The sequence below is a fragment of the Amycolatopsis sp. NBC_01480 genome (genome assembly GCF_036227205.1).
Lineage (GTDB): Bacteria > Actinomycetota > Actinomycetes > Mycobacteriales > Pseudonocardiaceae > Amycolatopsis.
On record NZ_CP109442.1, the window covers coordinates 6,402,741 to 6,421,309 of the forward strand.

Annotated in this window: 16 protein-coding genes; 9 read left to right on the plus strand and 7 right to left on the minus strand. The window is 72.6% G+C overall.

Annotation, left to right across the window (positions count from 1 at the left end):
* Positions 1-2: 2 nt before the first annotated feature.
* Positions 3-1,457, minus strand: a complete 1,455-nt coding sequence (locus tag OG371_RS30630) for a sodium:solute symporter (protein WP_329073310.1) — start codon at positions 1,455-1,457, stop codon at positions 3-5.
* 104 nt (positions 1,458-1,561) lie between these two features.
* On the opposite strand from OG371_RS30630, the gene OG371_RS30635 reads away from it, so the two are divergent.
* Genes OG371_RS30635 through OG371_RS30655 form a run of 5 tightly spaced genes read left to right on the plus strand, consistent with a single transcriptional unit; the run spans position 1,562 to position 5,655 of the window.
* Positions 1,562-3,055 (plus strand): PucR family transcriptional regulator, encoded by a 1,494-nt coding sequence (locus OG371_RS30635; protein WP_329058906.1) that lies wholly within the window; start codon positions 1,562-1,564, stop codon positions 3,053-3,055.
* 53 nt (positions 3,056-3,108) lie between these two features.
* Positions 3,109-3,786, plus strand: coding sequence for a response regulator transcription factor (locus OG371_RS30640; protein ID WP_329058908.1), 678 nt, complete (start codon positions 3,109-3,111; stop codon positions 3,784-3,786).
* On the plus strand, positions 3,783-4,925 hold the full coding sequence (locus OG371_RS30645) for a sensor histidine kinase (protein ID WP_329058909.1): 1,143 nt from the start codon (positions 3,783-3,785) through the stop codon (positions 4,923-4,925). Before OG371_RS30640 ends, OG371_RS30645 begins: the two co-directional genes overlap by 4 nt.
* A 32-nt stretch (positions 4,926-4,957) precedes the next feature.
* On the plus strand, positions 4,958-5,239 hold the full coding sequence (locus OG371_RS30650; RefSeq protein ID WP_329058911.1) for a type II toxin-antitoxin system Phd/YefM family antitoxin: 282 nt from the start codon (positions 4,958-4,960) through the stop codon (positions 5,237-5,239).
* Entirely contained in the window at positions 5,236-5,655 is a 420-nt protein-coding gene (locus tag OG371_RS30655; protein ID WP_329058912.1) for a type II toxin-antitoxin system VapC family toxin, read from the plus strand. Before OG371_RS30650 ends, OG371_RS30655 begins: the two co-directional genes overlap by 4 nt.
* Before the next feature lie 110 nt (positions 5,656-5,765).
* Here OG371_RS30655 and OG371_RS30660 read toward each other — a convergent pair whose 3' ends face one another.
* The 6 genes from OG371_RS30660 to OG371_RS30685 all read right to left on the minus strand — a co-directional run bounded on the left by OG371_RS30660 (position 5,766) and on the right by OG371_RS30685 (position 13,710).
* A complete protein-coding gene (locus tag OG371_RS30660) occupies positions 5,766-7,877 on the minus strand; it encodes a 3-hydroxyacyl-CoA dehydrogenase NAD-binding domain-containing protein (RefSeq protein ID WP_329058913.1) in 2,112 nt (703 codons plus the stop codon).
* Positions 7,877-9,112, minus strand: a complete 1,236-nt coding sequence (locus OG371_RS30665; protein ID WP_329058915.1) for a thiolase family protein — start codon at positions 9,110-9,112, stop codon at positions 7,877-7,879. Before OG371_RS30665 ends, OG371_RS30660 begins: the two co-directional genes overlap by 1 nt.
* A 110-nt stretch (positions 9,113-9,222) precedes the next feature.
* Positions 9,223-10,290, minus strand: coding sequence for a toll/interleukin-1 receptor domain-containing protein (locus tag OG371_RS30670; RefSeq protein ID WP_329058916.1), 1,068 nt, complete (start codon positions 10,288-10,290; stop codon positions 9,223-9,225).
* 106 nt (positions 10,291-10,396) lie between these two features.
* Complete coding sequence (locus OG371_RS30675) at positions 10,397-11,683, minus strand: ribonuclease D (RefSeq protein WP_329058918.1); 1,287 nt, start codon at positions 11,681-11,683, stop codon at positions 10,397-10,399.
* A 71-nt stretch (positions 11,684-11,754) separates the two neighbouring features.
* A complete protein-coding gene (locus OG371_RS30680) occupies positions 11,755-12,471 on the minus strand; it encodes a response regulator transcription factor (RefSeq protein ID WP_033291604.1) in 717 nt (238 codons plus the stop codon).
* 675 nt (positions 12,472-13,146) lie between these two features.
* Positions 13,147-13,710, minus strand: a complete 564-nt coding sequence (locus OG371_RS30685) for a DUF3000 domain-containing protein (protein WP_329058919.1) — start codon at positions 13,708-13,710, stop codon at positions 13,147-13,149.
* Positions 13,711-13,931: 221 nt separating this feature from the next.
* Here OG371_RS30685 and hemE point away from each other — a divergent pair, with 221 nt between their 5' ends.
* The 4 genes from hemE (at position 13,932) to OG371_RS30705 (ending at position 18,563) form a co-directional block, all read left to right on the plus strand.
* Positions 13,932-14,999: a uroporphyrinogen decarboxylase gene (hemE, locus tag OG371_RS30690; protein WP_442876187.1), complete on the plus strand. Its 1,068-nt coding sequence runs from the start codon at positions 13,932-13,934 to the stop codon at positions 14,997-14,999.
* Positions 14,996-16,411, plus strand: coding sequence for a protoporphyrinogen oxidase (hemG, locus tag OG371_RS30695; RefSeq protein ID WP_329058923.1), 1,416 nt, complete (start codon positions 14,996-14,998; stop codon positions 16,409-16,411). The genes hemE and hemG overlap by 4 nt, the downstream gene beginning before the upstream one ends.
* 92 nt (positions 16,412-16,503) lie before the next feature.
* A complete protein-coding gene (gene hemQ, locus OG371_RS30700; RefSeq protein WP_329058925.1) occupies positions 16,504-17,196 on the plus strand; it encodes a hydrogen peroxide-dependent heme synthase in 693 nt (230 codons plus the stop codon).
* Positions 17,197-17,201: 5 nt separating this feature from the next.
* A complete protein-coding gene (locus OG371_RS30705; RefSeq protein WP_329058926.1) occupies positions 17,202-18,563 on the plus strand; it encodes a CoA transferase in 1,362 nt (453 codons plus the stop codon).
* Positions 18,564-18,569: the final 6 nt, after the last annotated feature.

Consider the following 18,569-nt stretch of genomic DNA (forward strand, 5'->3'; position numbering starts at 1 on the left):
GTTCAGGCTTCGACGGCCGTGGCGGTGGCCTCGGCTGCCTTCTCCTCTTCGGCGGCCGCGGAGCCGTTCAGGCGCCGCGTCCAGACCGACAGGATGCTTTCGGGGGTGCGCGGGGTCGCGAGGCTGACGCCGACGTAGACGACCAGGCTCGCGCCGAGGCCCCAGTAGATCGGGCTGTTGGCGGCGACCCCGTCGATGATCATGAACGCGACCACGGAGACGGTCCCGGCGACCATCGAGGCGTACGCGCCCTGGCGGGTGCCGCGCCGCCAGAACAGCGCGCCGAGGATCGCCACCAGCAGGCCGCCGACGAGGATGTCGTAGGCGATGGTCAGGGCGTTCACCACGTCGTCCACCATCATCGCGATGCCGATCGCGAGGATGCCGAGCACCAGCGTGGTGATCCGGTTGCGCAGCACCTCGCCCGCCTTCAGCCCGACCTTGCGGAACAGGTCGGACGTCGTGGTGGTGGCGCAGGCGATCAGCGCGCCGCTGGAGGTGGACATCAGCGCGGACAGCGCGGCGGCCAGCACCAGCCCGCGCACGCCGGTGGGCAGCAGCCGCTCGGCGATGGTGGCGAAGGCGTCCTGCGCGCTCCCGATGTCCGGGTACAGCACCTTCGCCGCGGTGCCGATGAGCGCGCCGGCCACGCCGTAGACCAGGCAGTAGACGCCCGAGATGATGCCGCCGCCGGTGGCCACCTTCGGCGTGCGCGCGGTGAACACGCGCTGCCAGATGTCCTGGCCGATGAGCAGGCCGAAGGTGTAGATCAGGAAGTAGGTGAAGATCGTCTGCCCGCCGATGGCGGTGAACTCGAAGTAGGTCGCGTCGAGCTTGGCCGCCATGCCGTCGAAGCCGCCCGCGGAGGTGATCGCGATCGGCAGCAGCACGAACAGGATGCCGATCGTCTTGATCACGAACTGCGCGATGTCGGTGAGCGTGATGGACCACATGCCGCCGAGCACCGAGTAGAGCACCACGATCGAGCCGCCGATGGCGATGCCCGCCCAGCTCGGGATCGAGAACAGCACCTTGAAGATCGAGGCGAACGCCAGCGTCGAGGTGACCGTGAGCATCAGCGTGTAGCCCCACATGACCACCCCCGACACGGCGCTGGTGCGGCCGCCGTAACGCAGGTCGAGCATCTCGCCGACGGTGTACACGCGCAGCTTCACCAGCCGCCGCGCGAACACCGCGTGCAGCACCAGGATGCCGGCGCCGATGGCGATCACCAGCCACGCGCCGGAGATGCCGTAGGTGTAGCCGAGCTTCACGCCGCCGACGGTGGACGCGCCGCCCAGCACCACGGCCGACATCGTGCCGGAGTACATGAACCAGCCCAGCCGCCGTCCCGCCACCAGGTAGTCGGACTTGGTCTTCGCCAGCCGGAGCCCGATCCAGCCGACGCCGATCATGCCCGCGATGTACAGCGCGATCACCGCGTAGTCGCCGCCCACGGTGTCCTCCTCGTCTTCGGCCGGTGTTCCGGTCACCGTAGGTTCGCCCGGCACCGCTGCGGCATGGGACGATCTGTCCAGGAATCTTCGAAGGCCAGGATGAAATGACCCGTAACCTCGATCTGTCGACCGCTGAGGTGAATGTCCCGTTACGGGCCGTTGTCGGCAACCCGGAGCTGGGACTCGACGTGATCCCCGAGACGCTGCGGCCGGGCGCGCTCGACGAGCCGGTGCGGTGGGCGCACGTCAGCGAGCTGGACGACCCCGCGCCGTACCTGCTCGGCGCCGAGCTGGTGCTCACCGCGGGGGTGAACCTGCCGCGCGAGCCGCCGCAGGCCGAGCGGTACGTCCGCCGGCTGCGCGACGCGGGCGTGACGGCGCTCGGTTTCGGCTTGACCCCAACGATGTACGAGACTTTGCCGGAGCCGTTGCGCGCGGCGTGCGCTCGGCACGGGCTGCCGCTGCTGGTGGTCCCGCCGCGGACGCCGTTCCTCGCGATCAGCCGCGCGGTGGCCGTCGCGCTCGCCGAAGCGGGCCAGCGCGAGCGGCGGCGGGTGGCGGTCGCGCGTGAGGCGCTGACACGCGCGGCGGGCAGCGGCCTCGGCGAGCTGGTGACGGCGCTGGGCGAACGGCTGCACGGCTGGGCGGCGCTGATCGGCGCGGCCGACGCACTGGTCGCCGGGCACAACGCGCCCCAGCCGTTGCCGCCGGAGGTCCGCGAGCTGCTCGAGACCGTGCGCGCGGGCAGCGGCATCCGCAGCGCGACCACGGAGCTGCCGGACGGCACGTACGTCGTCGCGCAGCCGGTGTACCCGCAGGCCACCGCCGCGAACCTGCTGGTGCTGGGCCGTCGGCAGCGGTTCGACGGCGGCGATCGCGCGATCCTCGCCGTCGGCGCCGCGCTGCTCGGGCTGGTCGGCCGGGCCGGCTCGGACGCCGCGGAGCTGGGCGCGGCGGCCACCGGCCTGCTGCTCGGCCAGGGCGGCGCGGACACGCTGGCGAAGCTGGTGGGCGGCGCGGAATACCGGCTCATCGCGGGCGTGGCGTACCGGCGCGGACCGGACGAGCCGGCCCGGCGGCACGACTGGCTGCGCGCCCGGCTGGACACCCCGCTGGTGCAGGTGCGGCCGGGCCCGCGGTTCCTCGCGATCGCCGGCACGGAGCCCGCGGACCTCGGCGGGCTGCGCGAGCACGGCTGGCTCGCCGTCGCCGGGTCGCCCGTCACCGAAGCCTCGTTGCTGCCCGGCGCTGTCGCGGAGGCCGAGCTGCTGCTGGCCCGGGCGCGGGCGCTGGAACGCCCGGTGGTGGCGGACGCGCCGGACTTCGACGCGCTCGTCGCCCCGGACGCGGCGGGCGCGTTCGCCGCGCGAATGCTGGCCCCGCTGCACGAACTGGACCGCGCGCACGACCGCCAGCTGGTCCCGACCCTGCGCGCCTGGCTCGCCCACCACGGCGGCTGGGACCGCACCGCGGCCGAGCTCGGTGTGCACCGCAACAGCGTCCGGCACCGGATCGGGCAGGCCGAGCGGGTGCTGGGCGCCGACCTCGCCGACCCGGAAACCCGGATGCGGCTGTGGTTCGCGCTGCGCTGGAGCTGAGTGTCCATTCAGGTCTCTCAGGCGCTCTCAGGAAACTGTGGGATTGTGGTGTCGTGCGTGTTCTGGTAGTCGAAGACGAAGAGCCCTTGGCCGATGCGATCGCCCGCGGGCTGCGCCGTGAGGGCATGGCGGTGGACGTCGCGCTGACCGGCGACGACGGGCACGAGAAGTCGTCCGTCACGCGGTACGACGTGGTGCTGCTCGACCGCGACCTGCCCGGGATGTCCGGCGACGAGCTGTGCCGCGAGATCGTCGCGTCCGGCGAGCTGACGCGGGTGCTCATGCTCACCGCGAGCAGCTCCGTCTCGGACCGGGTGGACGGGCTGTCCCTCGGCGCCGACGACTATCTCGCGAAGCCCTTCGCGTTCCCCGAGCTGGTGGCGCGGGTGCGCGCGCTCGGCCGCCGCGCGACCCCGGCGGCCCCGCCGCTGCTGACCGCGGCCGACGTCGAGCTGGACCCGGCCAAGCGCACCGTGCGCCGCGCCGCCGGGCCGGTCGAGCTGACCCGCAAGGAGTTCGGCGTGCTCGAGGTGCTGCTGTCCGCGGCGGGCTCGGTGGTCAGCAGTGAAGAGCTGCTGGAGCGGGTGTGGGACGAGAACGCCGACCCGTTCACCACCACCGTGCGGGTCACCGTGATGACCCTGCGCAAGAAGCTGGGCGAGCCGGGCATCATCGAGACCGTGGTCGGCTCGGGGTACCGCGTGCCGGATCCGGCGGCCGGCGCCGAGTGAACCTGCCCGGCACGCGCAGCCTGCGGGCCCGGGTCACGATCCTGGCGACCGTGCTGGTGGCCGCGGCGGGCCTGCTGCTGCTGTGGCTCGCGTGGTCGCTCGTGGGCGACGCGGTGGACGCCGTGCCGCACATGCCGCCCGGCACGATCGTGCGCGTGGACGGCGTCGACGTCGACGCGTCCACCCTCGCCCAGCACCTGCGCACCCACGCGGTGAACCGGGTGCTGCTGTTCGGCTCGCTGGCGTTCTGCTTCGTGGTGGCCGCGGCCGCGATCCTGGCCTGGACGTTCACCTCGCGTGTGCTGGCGCCGCTGCGCGAGATCACCGGCACCGCGCGGCGGCTGTCGGTGGAGTCGATGGGGGAGCGGATCGGCGAGATCCGCTCGCGCGACGAGCTGGCCGAGCTGGCCGGCACCTTCGACGACATGCTCGACCGGCTGCAGGCGGCGTTCGACGCGCAGCGCCACTTCGTCGCGAACGCCAGCCACGAGCTGCGCACCCCGCTTTCGGTCATCCGCACAGAATTGGACGTGACGCTGTCCGACGAGCAGGCCGACGAGGCCGAGCTGCGCCGCATGGGCGGGGTGGTCCGCGACGCGACCGAGCGCGCCGGGCAGCTGGTGAACTCGTTGCTGCTGCTGGCCCGGACCGACGGCGCGGGCCTCGCTGTGCGCGAGCAGGTGGACCTCGCCGTGCTCGTCGAACGGGCCTGGGCCGCGGTGCGCTCGGAGGCCGCGGCGCGCAATCTGCGCGCGGACTTCAGCGTCGCCGGCGCCCCCGCGTACGGCGATCCCGCCCTGCTGGAGCGGATCGCGGGCAACCTGGTGGAGAACGCCGTGCGCCACAACGTCGACGGCGGCTGGCTCGAGATCGTGACCCAGCCGGGCCCGCAGTGGTCGCTGCTGCGCGTGCGCTCCTCGGGCGGCCTGCTGGACCCGGGCGCGGTGCCGGAGCTGTTCGAGCCGTTCCGCCGCGCCGGCGTCGCCCGCACCGCGCGCACGGGCGCGGGCCTCGGCCTTTCGATCGTCCGCGCGGCAGTCCAGGCCCACGGCGGCACGGTCGTCGCCGAACCGGTGGTGGGCGGCGGCCTGACGGTGGTGGTCCACCTGCCGGTGGGACCGGGTGTAGCACAACTGTAGCGCTCAACCAAAGAAAGCGCTACAGTAGAGCCATGGAAGCCACCATCGGCCAGCGCGAGCTGAGGAATGACAACGCGGAGATCATGCGCCGGGTCGAAGCCGGCGAGAGCTTCACCGTGACCCGCAACGGAAAGCCGGTCGCCGACCTGATTCCGCACGTCGGCACGGTCGACCGGGGTCGCACGCTGCACGAGGTCCAGGTGAGCTTCGGCCGGCTGTCCCCGATGGACAGTGCCGAATGGCGCCGTGAGCGCGAGGAGGCCGACGAGGTCTTCGGCGAGGACGACCCGCTGGCCACCGAGGCTCGCCCGTGACCACCGGTCCGTGGCCGGCCTCCGTGCCGCGGGTGCTGCTCGACACCTGCGCGGTGATCGACCTCGAACGGCTCGACCTGGGCGCGTACGCCGACGCCCGGCCGGCCGTGAGCGCGGTGACGATCGCCGAACTGGGCTACGGGATGGACGTCGACGACCCGATCCGCCGCCTGGACCGGACCGAGCGGTTCTACGCCGTGCTCGACCACTTCGAGGTGCTGGCGTTCGACACCGCCGCGGCCAAGGTCTACGCCACGATGGCGGCGCTGGTGCGCCGCCACGGCCGCAACCCCCGCCCCCGCCGGATGGACCTGCAGATCGCCGCGACCGCGGCCGCGCACCGGCTGCCCCTGCTGACCCGCAACGGCAAGGACTTCGCCGGGCTGGAGCGGCTGCTCCGGGTCGTCGACCTCTGAACCCTCCACTGTGGACCGCTCATTGGCGGGCGACTACTGACGAAATCCGTCGAGGCCTCCTTACCCGCGTCCAACGCGGGTAAGGAGGCCTTCGCGGACCAACGAAACGATCAGGCCGTCGGCACCGAAGCGACGCCCGGCGCGAGGAACGGCTTGCCGTTCACCCGCTCCGAGACGCCCGAGCGGTCCAGGTACGGCGTGATGCCGCCGTTCCAGAACGGCCAGCCCGCGCCCAGGATCAGGCACAGGTCGATGTCCTGGGCCTCCGCGACCACACCCTCGTCGAGCATGATGCGGATCTCCTCGGCGATCGCCGCGAGCGCGCGCTCGCGCACCTGCTCGGCGGTGGACGGCGAGTCGCCGCGCGTCCACAGCTCGGCGACCTCGGGGTCGAGCGACTGGTTCCCGGCGGAGTCCCAGGTCCAGACGCCCTTCTTGCCCGCCTGCACGAACTTGGCCAGGTTCTCGCTCACGGTGAAGCGGTCCGGGAACGAGCCGTGCAGCGTCTCGCCCACGTGCAGGGCGATCGCCGGGCCGACGAGCTGCATCAGCGTCAGCGGCGTCATCGGCAGGCCGAGCGGCTCCAGCGCGACGTCGGCGACCTCGAACGGCGTGCCCTCGTCGACGGCCACCAGCACCTCGCCGAGGAAGCGCAGCAGCAGCCGGTTGACCACGAACGCGGTGGCGTCCTTGACCAGCACGCTGGACTTCTTCAGCTGCTTGCCGACCGAGAACGCGGTCGCCAGCGCCGCGTCGTCGGTCTGCTCGCCGCGCACGATCTCCAGCAGCGGCAGCACGGCGACCGGGTTGAAGAAGTGGAAGCCGACGACCCGCTCCGGGTGCTCCAGCTTCGCCGCCATCGCGCTGATCGACAGCGAGGAGGTGTTCGTCGCCAGGATCGCCTCGGGCGAGACGTGCTGCTCCAGCTCGGCGAACACCTGCTGCTTCACGCCCAGCTCTTCGAACACCGCCTCGATCACGAAGTCCGCGTCGGCGAACGCGGCCTTGTCCAGCGAGCCGGAGACGAGCGCCTTGAGCCGGTTCGCGCCGTCCGGAGAGAGACGCTTCTTCGCGAGCAGCTTGTCGATCTCGTCGTGGACGTAGCCGACGCCCTTGTCCACGCGCGCCTGGTCGACGTCGGTGAGCACCACCGGCACCTTGAGGCGGCGCACGAACAGCAGCGCGAGCTGGCTGGCCATCAGGCCGGCGCCGACGATGCCGACCTTGTTCACCTTGCGCGCCAACGACTTGTCCGGCGCGCCGGCCGGCCGCTTCGCGCGCTTGTTGACCAGGTTGAACGAGTACAGCCCGGCGCGCAGCTCGTCGGACATGAGCAGCTCGGCGAGCCCGTCGGTCTCCGCCGCGTACCCGCGGTCGAGATCGTTGGCGCGGGCCAGCTCCAGCAGCTCGACGGCCTTGGTCGCGCCCGGCGAGGCGCCGTGCGTGCGACCATCCACAATGGACTTCGCCCGAGCGATCGCGTTGTCCCACTCCGCGCCGCGGTCGATCTCGCGCCGCGCTGGGGTGACCTCGCCGCGCACGACCTTCGCCAGCCACAGCAGAGACTGCTCCAGGTAGTCGGCCGAGCCGAACACCTCGTCGACGATGCCGAGCTCGGCCGCCTTCTTGACGTTGAGCATCTTGTTCTGCGCCAGCGCGTTCTCGATGACCACGGTGACGGCGGCGTCCGGCCCGATCAGGTTCGGCAGCAGCTGCGTGCCGCCCCAGCCCGGGAACAGGCCGAGGAAGACCTCCGGGAACGCGATCGCGGCGGTGTTCTCCGACAGCGTCCGGTAGTGGCAGGACAGCGCGAGCTCGAGCCCGCCGCCCATCACCGCGCCGTTGACGAAGCCGAACGTCGGGATCTTCGACTCGGTCAGCCGGCGGAACACGTCGTGGCCGGTCTGCGCGATCTCGCGCGCCAGCTTCGGGTCCGCCACGGCCTCGACCCCGGACAGGTCGGCGCCGACGGCGAAGATGAACGGCTTGCCGGTGACCGCGATCGCGGCCGGCTCGGCGGCGAACGCCTGGTCCAGGGCCGCGTTCAGCGACACCAGGCCCTGCGGCCCGAAGGTGTTGGGCCGGGTGTGGTCGTGGCCGTTGTCCAGGGTGATCAGCGCGACCGGCTTCGCCAGCCCGGGCACCTTCACCAGGTTCGTGACGGCGGTGGTGACGACCTCGTCCGGGAACGCGGCCTTCGCCTCTTCAGCGGTGAACGTCATTACTTCGCCCCCTCGAACGCCGGGTTCTCCCAGATCACGGTGCCGCCCATGCCGATGCCGATGCACATCGTGGTCATGCCGTAGCGGACGTCGGGCCGCTCGGCGAACTGGCGCGCCAGCTGCGTCATCAGCCGGACGCCGGACGAGGCCAGCGGGTGGCCGCAGGCGATCGCGCCGCCCCACTGGTTCACCCGCGGGTCGTCGTCGGCGATGCCGAAGTGGTCGAGGAAGGCGAGCACCTGCACCGCGAACGCCTCGTTGATCTCGAACAGGCCGATGTCGTCGATCGACAGGCCGGTGCGCTTGAACAGCTTCTCGGTGGCCGGCACCGGGCCGATGCCCATGACCTCCGGCTCGACGCCGGCGAAGGAGTAGCCGACCAGCCGCATCGCGACGGGCAGGCCCAGCTCGCGGGCGGTCTCCTCGTCGGCCAGCAGCGACGCGGTGGCGCCGTCGTTCAGGCCCGCGGCGTTGCCCGCGGTGACCCGGCCGTGCGGGCGGAACGGCGTCTTCAGCTTCGCCAGCTGCTCGACGGTCGTGCCCGGGCGCGGCGGCTCGTCCTCGGTCGCCAGGCCCCAGCCGAGTTCTTTCGAACGGGTCGCGACGGGCACCAGCTCCGGGCCGATCTTGCCGGTCTTCACGGCCTCGGCGTACCGCTCCTGGCTGCGCGCGGCGTACGCGTCGGTGCGCTCCTTGGTGATCTCCGGGAACCGGTCGTGCAGGTTCTCCGCGGTCTGGCCCATCACCAGCGCGGTCGGGTCGACCAGCTTGTCGGCGATGATGCGCGGGTTGGGGTCCACGCCCTCGCCCATCGGGTGCCGGCCCATGTGCTCCACGCCGCCCGCGATCGCGATGTCGTAGGCGCCGAAGCCGATCCCGCTCGCGGCGGTGGTCACGGCCGTCATCGCGCCCGCGCACATGCGGTCGATCGCGTAACCCGGCACCGACTTCGGCAGCCCGGCCAGCAGCGCGGCCGTGCGCCCGATCGTCAGCCCCTGGTCGCCGATCTGCGTGGTGGCGGCGATGGCCACCTCGTCCACCCGCTCGGGCGGCAGCTCGGGATGCCGCCGCAGCAGCTCTCGCATGGCGTTGACGACGAGGTCGTCCGCGCGGGTTCCGGCGTACATGCCCTTGTCGCCCGCCTTGCCGAAGGGGGTCCGTACCCCTTCGACGAACACGACGTTCCGTACCCCTCGCGCGTTCGGCGCAAGCGGCGGCGTACCTGGTCCAGCCACGAATGCTCCTGAAGTAGACAGAAATCCTGCCCGCAGGGTAGCCCTTGTTACCCACGGGTAACCAGGGGAGTGGCCCGGTCGAGTGGGCTACGGCACACGGGCGGGTGCGCTCAGACCTCCACGTCGCGCAGCCGCCGCAGGGTCTGGATGCCGAGCTGGAACGACTGGGCGCCGAGTCGCAGCGGGCCGAGAGCGGCGCGCAGGGGAGCGTAGACGGCTTCCTCGTTGTGCCCGGTCCCCGCGAAGAACTCGGCGACCGAGGACTCGACCGCGGTCAGGTCGTCGAGGCTTCCGGCGAGCTGCGCGTAATCGGCACGCGCCGCGTCGAGCTGCTCGTCGCTGCCCCGGGCCCGCAGGTTCCTGAGGTACGCCCGCACGGCCGCCTCCACCTCGGCGGCGGCCAGCTCGAAGCCGGTGCCGGCGCGACGGGCGCGGATCGCCAGCGGCGTGATCCGCTGGGCCTCGGCGGCGCGGTCCTCGCGGGTCCGGCCCGCCGAGGCCCGCCCGTCGTTGACCAGGCCGGTGACCTCGCCCAGGATCGTGGCGAAGTCCTTGACCTGGCTCAGGATCTGTCCGGCCAGATCGCCGATCCGCTGGTCGGCGTCCCGCCGGTCGCCGCCGGACTCCTGCGCGCCGGGCCAGGCGAGCTGGTTTTCGGCCGCCTCGACGGCCTTGATCAGCTTGCCCGCGACGAGCTTGATCATCCCCCGGAACGCGGCGGTCCCCGGCCCCGAGACCACGGCCTCCCGGATGTCCACGTACTGCAGCTTCTCGACCACCCGGATACAGGCGTCGTCGCTGTCGCCGGTCAGGAATTCGGGCCCGGCGACCATCAGCGGCAGGATCAGGTCGGTCAGGCCGAGTTCCTTGGCCCGGGCGTAGAACGCGAGCAGCTCGTCGCGGCAGGACGGGCTTTCCAGGAAGTAGTGCATGGTCACGACGGGGATGAAAACCGTCGCCGCGTCGAGGCCCTTCTCGATGCCGCGGCGCCAGTCCTGGCCCCAGGTGATGGTCTCGCGGTCCAGGAACAGGTCGACCTTGCGGCCGTGCCCCGCCGCGCAGTACTGCTGCAGCTTCTGCTTGAGCGGCGTGATGAAGCCGTCGAACAGGTCGTCGTCCTCGTGCGTGAAGCTCAGGAAACAGCGGACCGCGGGTCGGTCGGACACGAAGTCGGTCAAGCCGCACCTCCGGCTGGCTGGTCACCGAAGGCTAAGCCGCGGGCCGCTGCCGGGGGAGGGGTGTCGGGAAGATGACCCGGAACTGTCCAGTCCTGCCGGAAGACCGTCAGGAAGCGGCCACGGCCTGGAGCGCCTTGGTCAGCGCCGCCACCGTGAGCTCGACCTGCCACGGCCGGGCGCCGCCCGCGCGCAGGGCGTCGGCGACCACGTCTTCGGACAGGGCCTCTCCGGACGGCGCGACGGGCGGCCGCCAGCAAGTGCGGCGGACGAGGTCCGGCAGCATCAGGTTCTCCACCGGCAGCCGCCGTTCCTCGGCGATGGCCGAGAGAGCGGCGCGGGCCGCCGAGAGCCGGGCAGCCGCGTCGGGGTCCTTGTCGGCCCAGCGGTTGACCGGCGGCGGGCCGTCGGTGGACTGGGCGGCCGTCGGCAGCTCGCTCGCCGGCAGCGCCTTCGCAGCCTGGAGGTGACGAAGCCAGCTCGCGGTGTACTTGCGCTGCACCCGGCCGCTGAACACCGGCAGGGCCTGCAGCTGCTCGACGGTCTTCGGGTCGGCCGTCACGGCGTTGATGATCGCGCTGTCCGGCAGCACCCGGCTGGGCGCGCGGTCGCGCTTGCGGGCCAGCTCGTCACGGGCCTGCCACAGCTCACGCACCGCGGCCAGGCCACGAGGGCTGCGGATCTTGTGCACGCCGGAGGTCCGGCGCCACGGCTCGGCGCGCGGCGCGGGCGGCGGGGCGGTGCGGACGGCCTCGAACTCCTGCCGCGCCCACTCCAGCTTGCCCTGCGCCTCCAGCTCCACCTCGAGCCGTTCGCGCAGCTCGTTCAGCAGCTCGACGTCGAGGGCGGCGTAGTTGAGCCAGTCCACCGGCAGCGGCCGCTTCGACCAGTCCGCGGCGCTGTGCCCCTTTTCCAGGGTGTAGCCGAGCAGCAGCTCCACCAGCGTGCCGAGCGCGACCCGCTCGTAGCCCGCCAGCCGTCCGGCCAGCTCGGTGTCGAACAGGGACTTGGGGTGCAGGTCCAGCTCGGCCAGGCACGGCAGGTCCTGGGACGCGGCGTGCAGCACCCACTCGGTGTCGTTGAGGACCTCGCGCAGCGGGCCCAGCTCGCCTTCGAGGGCGATCGGGTCGACCAGCACGGTGCCGGAGCCTTCACGGCGGAGCTGGACGAGGTAGGCCTTGGGCCAGTAGCGGTAGCCGGACGCTCGCTCGGTGTCCACGGCCACGGCGCCGGTCCCGGCGGCGAGCCGCGCGCAGGCCTCGGCGAGGGCGGCCGCGTCGGTCACCACGGGCGGGGTGCCCTCGGCAGGCTCGCGTAGCAGCACAGGTGAGTCGGCAGCGGGTTCGGTGGTGCTGTCTCCGGTCCGGGCGCCGTCCGCCTGTGCACTGCTTTCCATGACTGACGACCCTACGGGACGGGCGTACCGCGCCTGGTCCGCCCGCCCCGCAGGGACTTCGTTCGCCTTCGTCAGCGGATCACACCGGCTCGCATGGCCAGTGCGACCATCTGGGCCCGGTCACCCGTGCCGAGCTTGCGCCCGATGCGGGAGAGGTGTGACTTGACGGTGAGAGCGGAGAGCGAAAGCTCCTCGCCGATCTCCTTGTTGGACTGCCCGTCGGCGACGAGCTGCAGCACCTCGACCTCGCGGGCGGAAAGCTCGCGCGGGGTGTTGTCGGTGCCCGCGACCCGCGTGCCGGTCGCCAGGACCGGGGCCACGCTCGGATCGGCGTACACGCCGCCTTCCAGGACCCTGCGCACGCCGTCGGTCACCACGACCGGCGACGCGGACTTGAGCAGGTATGCCTGGGCACCGGCCTGGAACGCCGACCTGACCGCATACGGGTCGTCGGACGATGCGAGCACCACAACACGAGGCCAGCCGTGGCTACGGAGTTCCGTAACCAGCTCGATGCCGCTGCCGTCCGGCAGTCCGAGATCGAGGATCGCCAGATCGCAAGGCCCGGTGGCCTGCGCTCGCGCCCTCGCCTCGGCCACCGTGGCGGCCTCGTGGACGGTACCCGCACCCATCTGTGCGAGTCTTGCTGCGATTGCCTCCCTCAACAGCGGGTGGTCATCGACCACCAGCACGGAAAAAAGCTCTTCCCGCGGGTGCGGAACCATGCTCGCCGGCAAAGCACCGGCTGGCGTGGATCGAACGGCCTGAGATAAGCCGACGGTAGCCACGTCACTACCTCCCTGGAGTCGGTCGTGCCCCCCGACCGGCACCGGGACCTTCGGCCGTTCAGCCGCGCCAGCTTTAGACCGAAAGTGGTGTCGTCGAAGGCACTGTAGCCGCCCTGGAGCCGTTGCGGGGGGATCGAATGGGTATCTATCTGAAACGACTCGTCACTCAGGGAGTTCGTTGTAACACGATCGGGCTAGTGCTGAGCCGCTCGCTAACGCATCCGCTCACCAGGGCGATGCAACAGAGTTACCGGAGTGGAAACGGCCGTGCAGATGGCCCGTGCAGCTGCGGATGCTTCCGCCCGGACGGCCCAACGGCGGCCCGCCGGACCCCGGAAAGTGGCCCCGGCCGGGGCAAGATCATCTTTATTCACGTTTGCCTGGGTCACCTCGATGCTGCTCTCGGTGATCGCCGCGGCGCCGGCCCGTCCCCGGGTGGCGGCACCTTGGCCGTGACCAGGGAATGACGCCGGGTGATCATGGGGTGTTCACGAAAGTGAACGTCCGCCCGTGCTAGTGCGTGCGGTCCCAGGTGGACGGACGTGAAACGGCCTCAGGATCGCGCACGGGTGGTCCCCGGTGGCTCAGTTGTCCAGACCATGTGGTGGCCGCCAGGGCGCGCTCAGGGCGCGGGAGGCCCGTTTCGCGGCTGCCCGACCGGGTGAACTTGGGAAATCAGGAGCTCTGACGCTGCTCGAACAGCGTCACGCCGACCGGCGGCAGGCCCACGACGCTCGCCATGACCTGGCAGAACGCGTACCCGTGCGCCCGCAGCGCCGCGTCGGTGGGCGTCCAGGACGCCCGCAGCTCCAGGTCGTCGGTGCGGGTCGGCCCCGAGATGTCGCCGAACCGGGCCGACGAGGTCTCGGTGACCGTGCCGCCCAGCGCGGTCCAGCTCGCCCCGGACGCCTCGAGCGCGTCGGTCAGCCACGACCAGCCGACGGCCGGCAGGAACGGGTCGGTGGCCAGCTCGTTGTCCAGCTCCGCGCGGACGTACATGACCAGGCGGAGCACGCCCTCCCAGCCTTCCTGGCCGTCCGGGTCGTGCAGCAGGACCAGCCGGCCGGACGCCAGCACGTCCGCCGGGCCCGAAACCTCGCAGCTCACCGCGTACGACCACGGAGCGAGCCGCTGCGGTGCGCGCATCGTCTCCAGCTGCACCTCCGGGCGGGGCCGGACGGACTGCAGCGCCGCGACGGCTTCGCGGAAGAGCTCGGGCACTGGCGTCATCGCGGTCACAGAACGACTGTAGGGCGGCGACGCCCCGTTGCGGACGCAGGCGCGCCGAGGGATCCCCGACCGGCCGATCGTCGCGATGACGACGTTGTCGGACGCCTCCTTCACGCAGCGGATGACGCTTTCCCTGCGCTGAGTGAAGCGGAAGCGTCATCCGCTGCATCCCAACCTGCACTCCGGCCCGGCGCCGACCCGGCCCGGGCCCGGTGCGGCCGGGTGGGACGATAGAGATCGTGCCTCAGCTTTCTTCGTCGCCTGCCTCGATCCGCCGCGACCTCGGGGAGGCGCCGTTCCTGGCGGCGGCCCGCGGGGAGCGGCCCGCCCGCACGCCGGTCTGGTTCATGCGCCAGGCCGGGCGCTCGCTGCCGGAGTACCGCAAGCTGCGTGAGGGCGTCGCGATGCTCGACGCGTGCTTCGACCCCGAGATGCTGGCGGAGATCACGCTGCAGCCGGTGCGCCGGCACGGGGTGGACGCGGCCGTGCTGTTCAGCGACATCGTGGTGCCGTTGAAGGCGGCGGGGCTGGACATCGACATCGTGCCGGGCACCGGGCCCGTGGTGGCCGAGCCGGTGCGCGACCTCGCGGCCGTGCGGGCGCTGCCGGTGCTCGAGCCGGAGCAGGTGGCGCGCGTCGCCGAGGGGGTCGGGCTGCTGGTCGAGCGGCTGGGGACCACGCCGCTGATCGGGTTCGCCGGCGCGCCGTTCACGCTGGCCAGCTACCTCATCGAGGGCGGGCCGAGCCGCAACCACGAGCACACCAAGGCGCTCATGCACTCCGAGCCCGCGCTGTGGCACGAGCTCGCGGGGCGGCTGGCCGACATGGCGCTGACCTTCCTGCGCGCGCAGCTCGACGCGGGCGCCGACGCGATCCAGCTCTTCGATTCGTGGGCGGGTGCGCTGTCCGAGCGTGACTACCGCGAATTCGTCCTGCCGCACTCGGCGAAGGTGCTCGACGGCGTCGCGGAGTACGGCGTGCCGCGGATCCACTTCGGCGTCGGCACCGGCGAGCTGCTGGTCGCGATGCGCGAGGCGGGCGCGGACGTGGTGGGCGTCGACTGGCGGATCCCGCTGGACGAGGCCGTGCGCCGGCTCGGCGGCTCGGCGGTGGTCCAGGGCAACCTCGACCCGGCGCTGTTGTACGCGTCGTGGCCGGTGCTCGAGGCCGAGGTCCGCCGGATCGTCGAGGAGGGCCGCGCGGCCGACGGCCACATCTTCAACCTGGGCCACGGCGTGCTGCCCGGGGTCGAGCCCGAGGTGCTGACCCGGGTGGCCGAGCTGGTGCACTCGCTGTGACCCGCCGCGTCGCCGTCGTCGGCGGCGGCATCTCCGGGCTGGCCGCGGCGTACCGGCTGCGCAAACTGCTCGGCGACGACGTCGTGATCACTGTCTTCGAGGGCACGCCTTCGATCGGCGGCAAGCTGCGCACGGCCGAGGTCGGCGGCGTCCGTTATGACGTCGGCGCGGAGGCGTTCCTGGCGCGCCGGCCGGAGCTGACGTCGCTGGTCGCGGAGGTCGGCCTCGGCGAGCGGCTGGTGCACCCGACGAAGGCGCGCGCGAAGATCCACGCCGGCGGCACCGTGCTGGGCCTGCCGCCGGGCACGGTGATGGGCGTGCCCGCGTCGGCCGACGCGGTGGCCGGGGTGCTGTCCGAGGACGGCCGCCGCGCCGTTGAGAAGGAGCGGTCGCGGGGGCCGGTGGACCTGGCCGGCGAAGACGTCCCACTTGGCCCGCTGCTGCGCGGCCGGTTCGGCGACGAGCTGGTGGACCGCCTGGTCGACCCGCTGCTCGGCGGCGTCTACGCGGGCGGCGCCGACGGTCTCGGCCTGCGCGCGACGATGCCCGGCCTGGCGAACGCGGTGGCCGGGGGTGCGGCTTCGCTCACCGAGGCCGCGGAATCCTTGCTGCCCAAGACTCCGGGCAGTCCGGCGCCCGTGTTCGGCACGCTGACCGGCGGCTTGTCCGGGCTGCTCGAACGGTTGCTGGAGCTTTCCGGCGCCACGCTGCGGACGTCCGCGACCGTGCGCGCGCTGACCCGGACCGCGGCGGGCTGGCGGCTGGACGTCGGCTCGGCCGCACCTGCGCACGCGCCCGAAGACACCCCGGTGGACGTCGACGCGGTGCTGCTCGCCGTGCCCGCGCCGGCCGCGCGGCGGCTGCTCGACGGGATCGCCCCGGCCGCGGCGACGGCGTTCGGCGAGGTGGAGCTGGCGTCCATGGCCGTGGTCGCGCTGGCGCTGCCGCCGGGCACCGAGCTGCCGGACGCCTCCGGGATCCTGATCGGCGCGGGGGAGCGGGATGCCTCGGGCGTGCCGTACGCGGCGAAGGCGTTCACCTTCTCCTCCAACAAGTGGGCGCATTACGGCGACGAGGAAGCCGTGCTGCTGCGCGGTTCCGTCGGCCGCTTCGGCGAGCCCGGCGCCCTGACCGGCGACGACGACGGCCTGGTCCGGGTGGTCCGCGACGACCTCGCGCGCCTGATCGGCGTGGCCGCCGAGCCGATCGACACCCTGGTCACGCGCTGGGGCGGCGGCTTGCCGCAGTACGGCGCCGGGCACCTGGGGCGGGTCGAGCGGATCGAGCGCGCCGTCGCCGAGGTGCCGGGGCTGGCCGTCGCGGGCGCGACGCTGCACGGCGTCGGGCTGCCCGCGTGCGTCGCCACCGCGGACGCGGCCGCGCGGCGGATCGCGGACCAGCTGCGGGACTGAGTTGTCCACAGGGGGAGTGGTCCGGGCCCGGTTGTCCACAGTGTGACGGAGGCGCTTGGCGCCCGGGCACCGCGCAGTGCCAGGATGGAGGCATGGCGCGGCTGAACTACAACGAGCTCAACGACAGCATCCGTTACACCACCTGGTCGGTCTTCCGGGTCGAGCCGGGGCGGCTCGGCGAGGACCGCGGGGCCGCGGGCCGCGAGACCACCGAGTACCTCGAAGGGCTCGAGGCCAAGGGTGTCATCGTGCGCGGGGTGTACGACCTGGCCGCGCTGCGCGCCGACGCCGACTACATGATCTGGTGGCACGCCGAGGAAATCGAGCAGGTGCAGGCCGCGTACGCGGGCTTCCGCCACACGCCGCTCGGGCGCGTGTCGACGCCGGTGTGGAGCCAGACCGCGCTGCACCGGCCGGCGGAGTTCAACAAGAGCCACGTCCCGGCGTTCCTGGCCGGGGAAGAGGCGCGCAAGTACGTCTGCGTGTACCCGTTCGTCCGCTCGTACGAGTGGTACCTGCTGCCCGACGACGAGCGCCGCAAGATGCTCGCCGACCACGGCAAGGAGGCGCGGGACTACCCGGACGTGCGCGCCAACACCGTCGCGTCCTTCGCACTCGGCGACTACGAATGGATCCTCGCCTTCGAGGCCGACGAGCTGCACCGCATCGTCGACCTGATGCGCCACCTGCGCGGCACCGAGGCTCGCCTGCACGTGCGCGAGGAGGTCCCGTTCTACACGGGCACCCGCGTGCCGCCGGCCGAGCTCGTCGCGGCACTGCCGTAACCGCCGTGGAAGACGTGCTGGCCGGCCTCTGGCAGACGCTCACCGGCGACTCGCTGCCGGCCGTCGGGGTGGGCGGCGACGAGAACGTGCTGCCCGGCCCGTTCCGGGTCGCGGCGGCGGCGACGTCCTCGATCGCGGCCGCCACGCTCGCGGCCGCGGAACTGCTCAAGCTGCGCGGCATCGAGCCGGGCGTCGTCGGGGCGGACACCCGGCACGCCGCGGCCGCGTTCCGCAGCGAGGCGCACCTGCGCGTGGACGGCGAGCCGGGGCCGGACCCGTGGGGCCCACTGTCCGGCGACTACCGGGCCACCGACGGCTGGGTGAAGCTGCACTGCAACTACCGGCGGCACGAGGCCGCGGTGTGCTGGGCGCTCGGCGTGCCGGCGAGCCGTGAGTCCGTGGCGAAGACGGTGGCCGCGAAGACCGCCGCCGAGGTCGAGTCCGCCGTGGTGGCGGCGGGCGGCGCGGCCGCGTTGATGCGCTCGCGCGAGGAATGGCTCGCGCATCCGCAGGGCGAGGCCGTCGCGGACCTGCCGGTTGCGGAGCTGCGGCGGATCGGTGACGCGCCGAAGCGGCTGCTGTACGACTCCGACCGCCCGCTGGGCGGGGTCCGGATCCTGGAGCTGACGCACGTGCTGGCCGGCCCGGTCGCCGGGCGGGTGCTCGCCGCGCACGGCGCGAACGTGGTGCACGTCGGCGCCGCCCACCTGCCGCGCATCCCGCTGCTGACGATGGACACCGGGCAGGGCAAGCGCTCGTCGTTCGTCGCGCTCGACACCGAGGGCGGCCGGGCGCGGCTGAAGAAGCTCATCTCCCGCGCGGACGTGCTGGTGCAGTCGTTCCGCCCGGGCGCGCTCGCGCGGATCGGCTTCGGCCCGGAGCAACTGGCCGAACTGCGGCCCGGCCTGGTGATCGCCGACCTGTCCGCCTACGGCTGGCAGGGCCCGTGGGCGCGCCGCCGCGGCTTTGACAGCCTGGTGCAGCTCTCGTCCGGCATCGCGGAGGAGAACGCGCGCGTCGCCGGCGCCGAGGGCCCGGTGCCGCTGCCCGCCCAGGCCCTGGACCACGCCACGGGCTGGCTAGCCGCCGCGGCGGTCATGACAGCGGTCCGCCGCACCGTCACCGAGGGCGGCACCTGGCAGGCCCGGCTGTCCCTCGCCGGGACCGGTCGCTGGCTGGACTCGCTGGGGCGCAAGGAAAGCGTATCGTCCGAAGTGGACTTATCGGACCTGCTGGAAGACGTGGACAGCGACTACGGCCGCATGACGCGGGTGAAGATGGCCGGTGAGCTGCCGGGCGCACCGCCGCATTGGGATCACGCTTCGCATCTGCCCGGGGCTGATACCGCGATGTGGCATCTGCCGTAAGGGGTC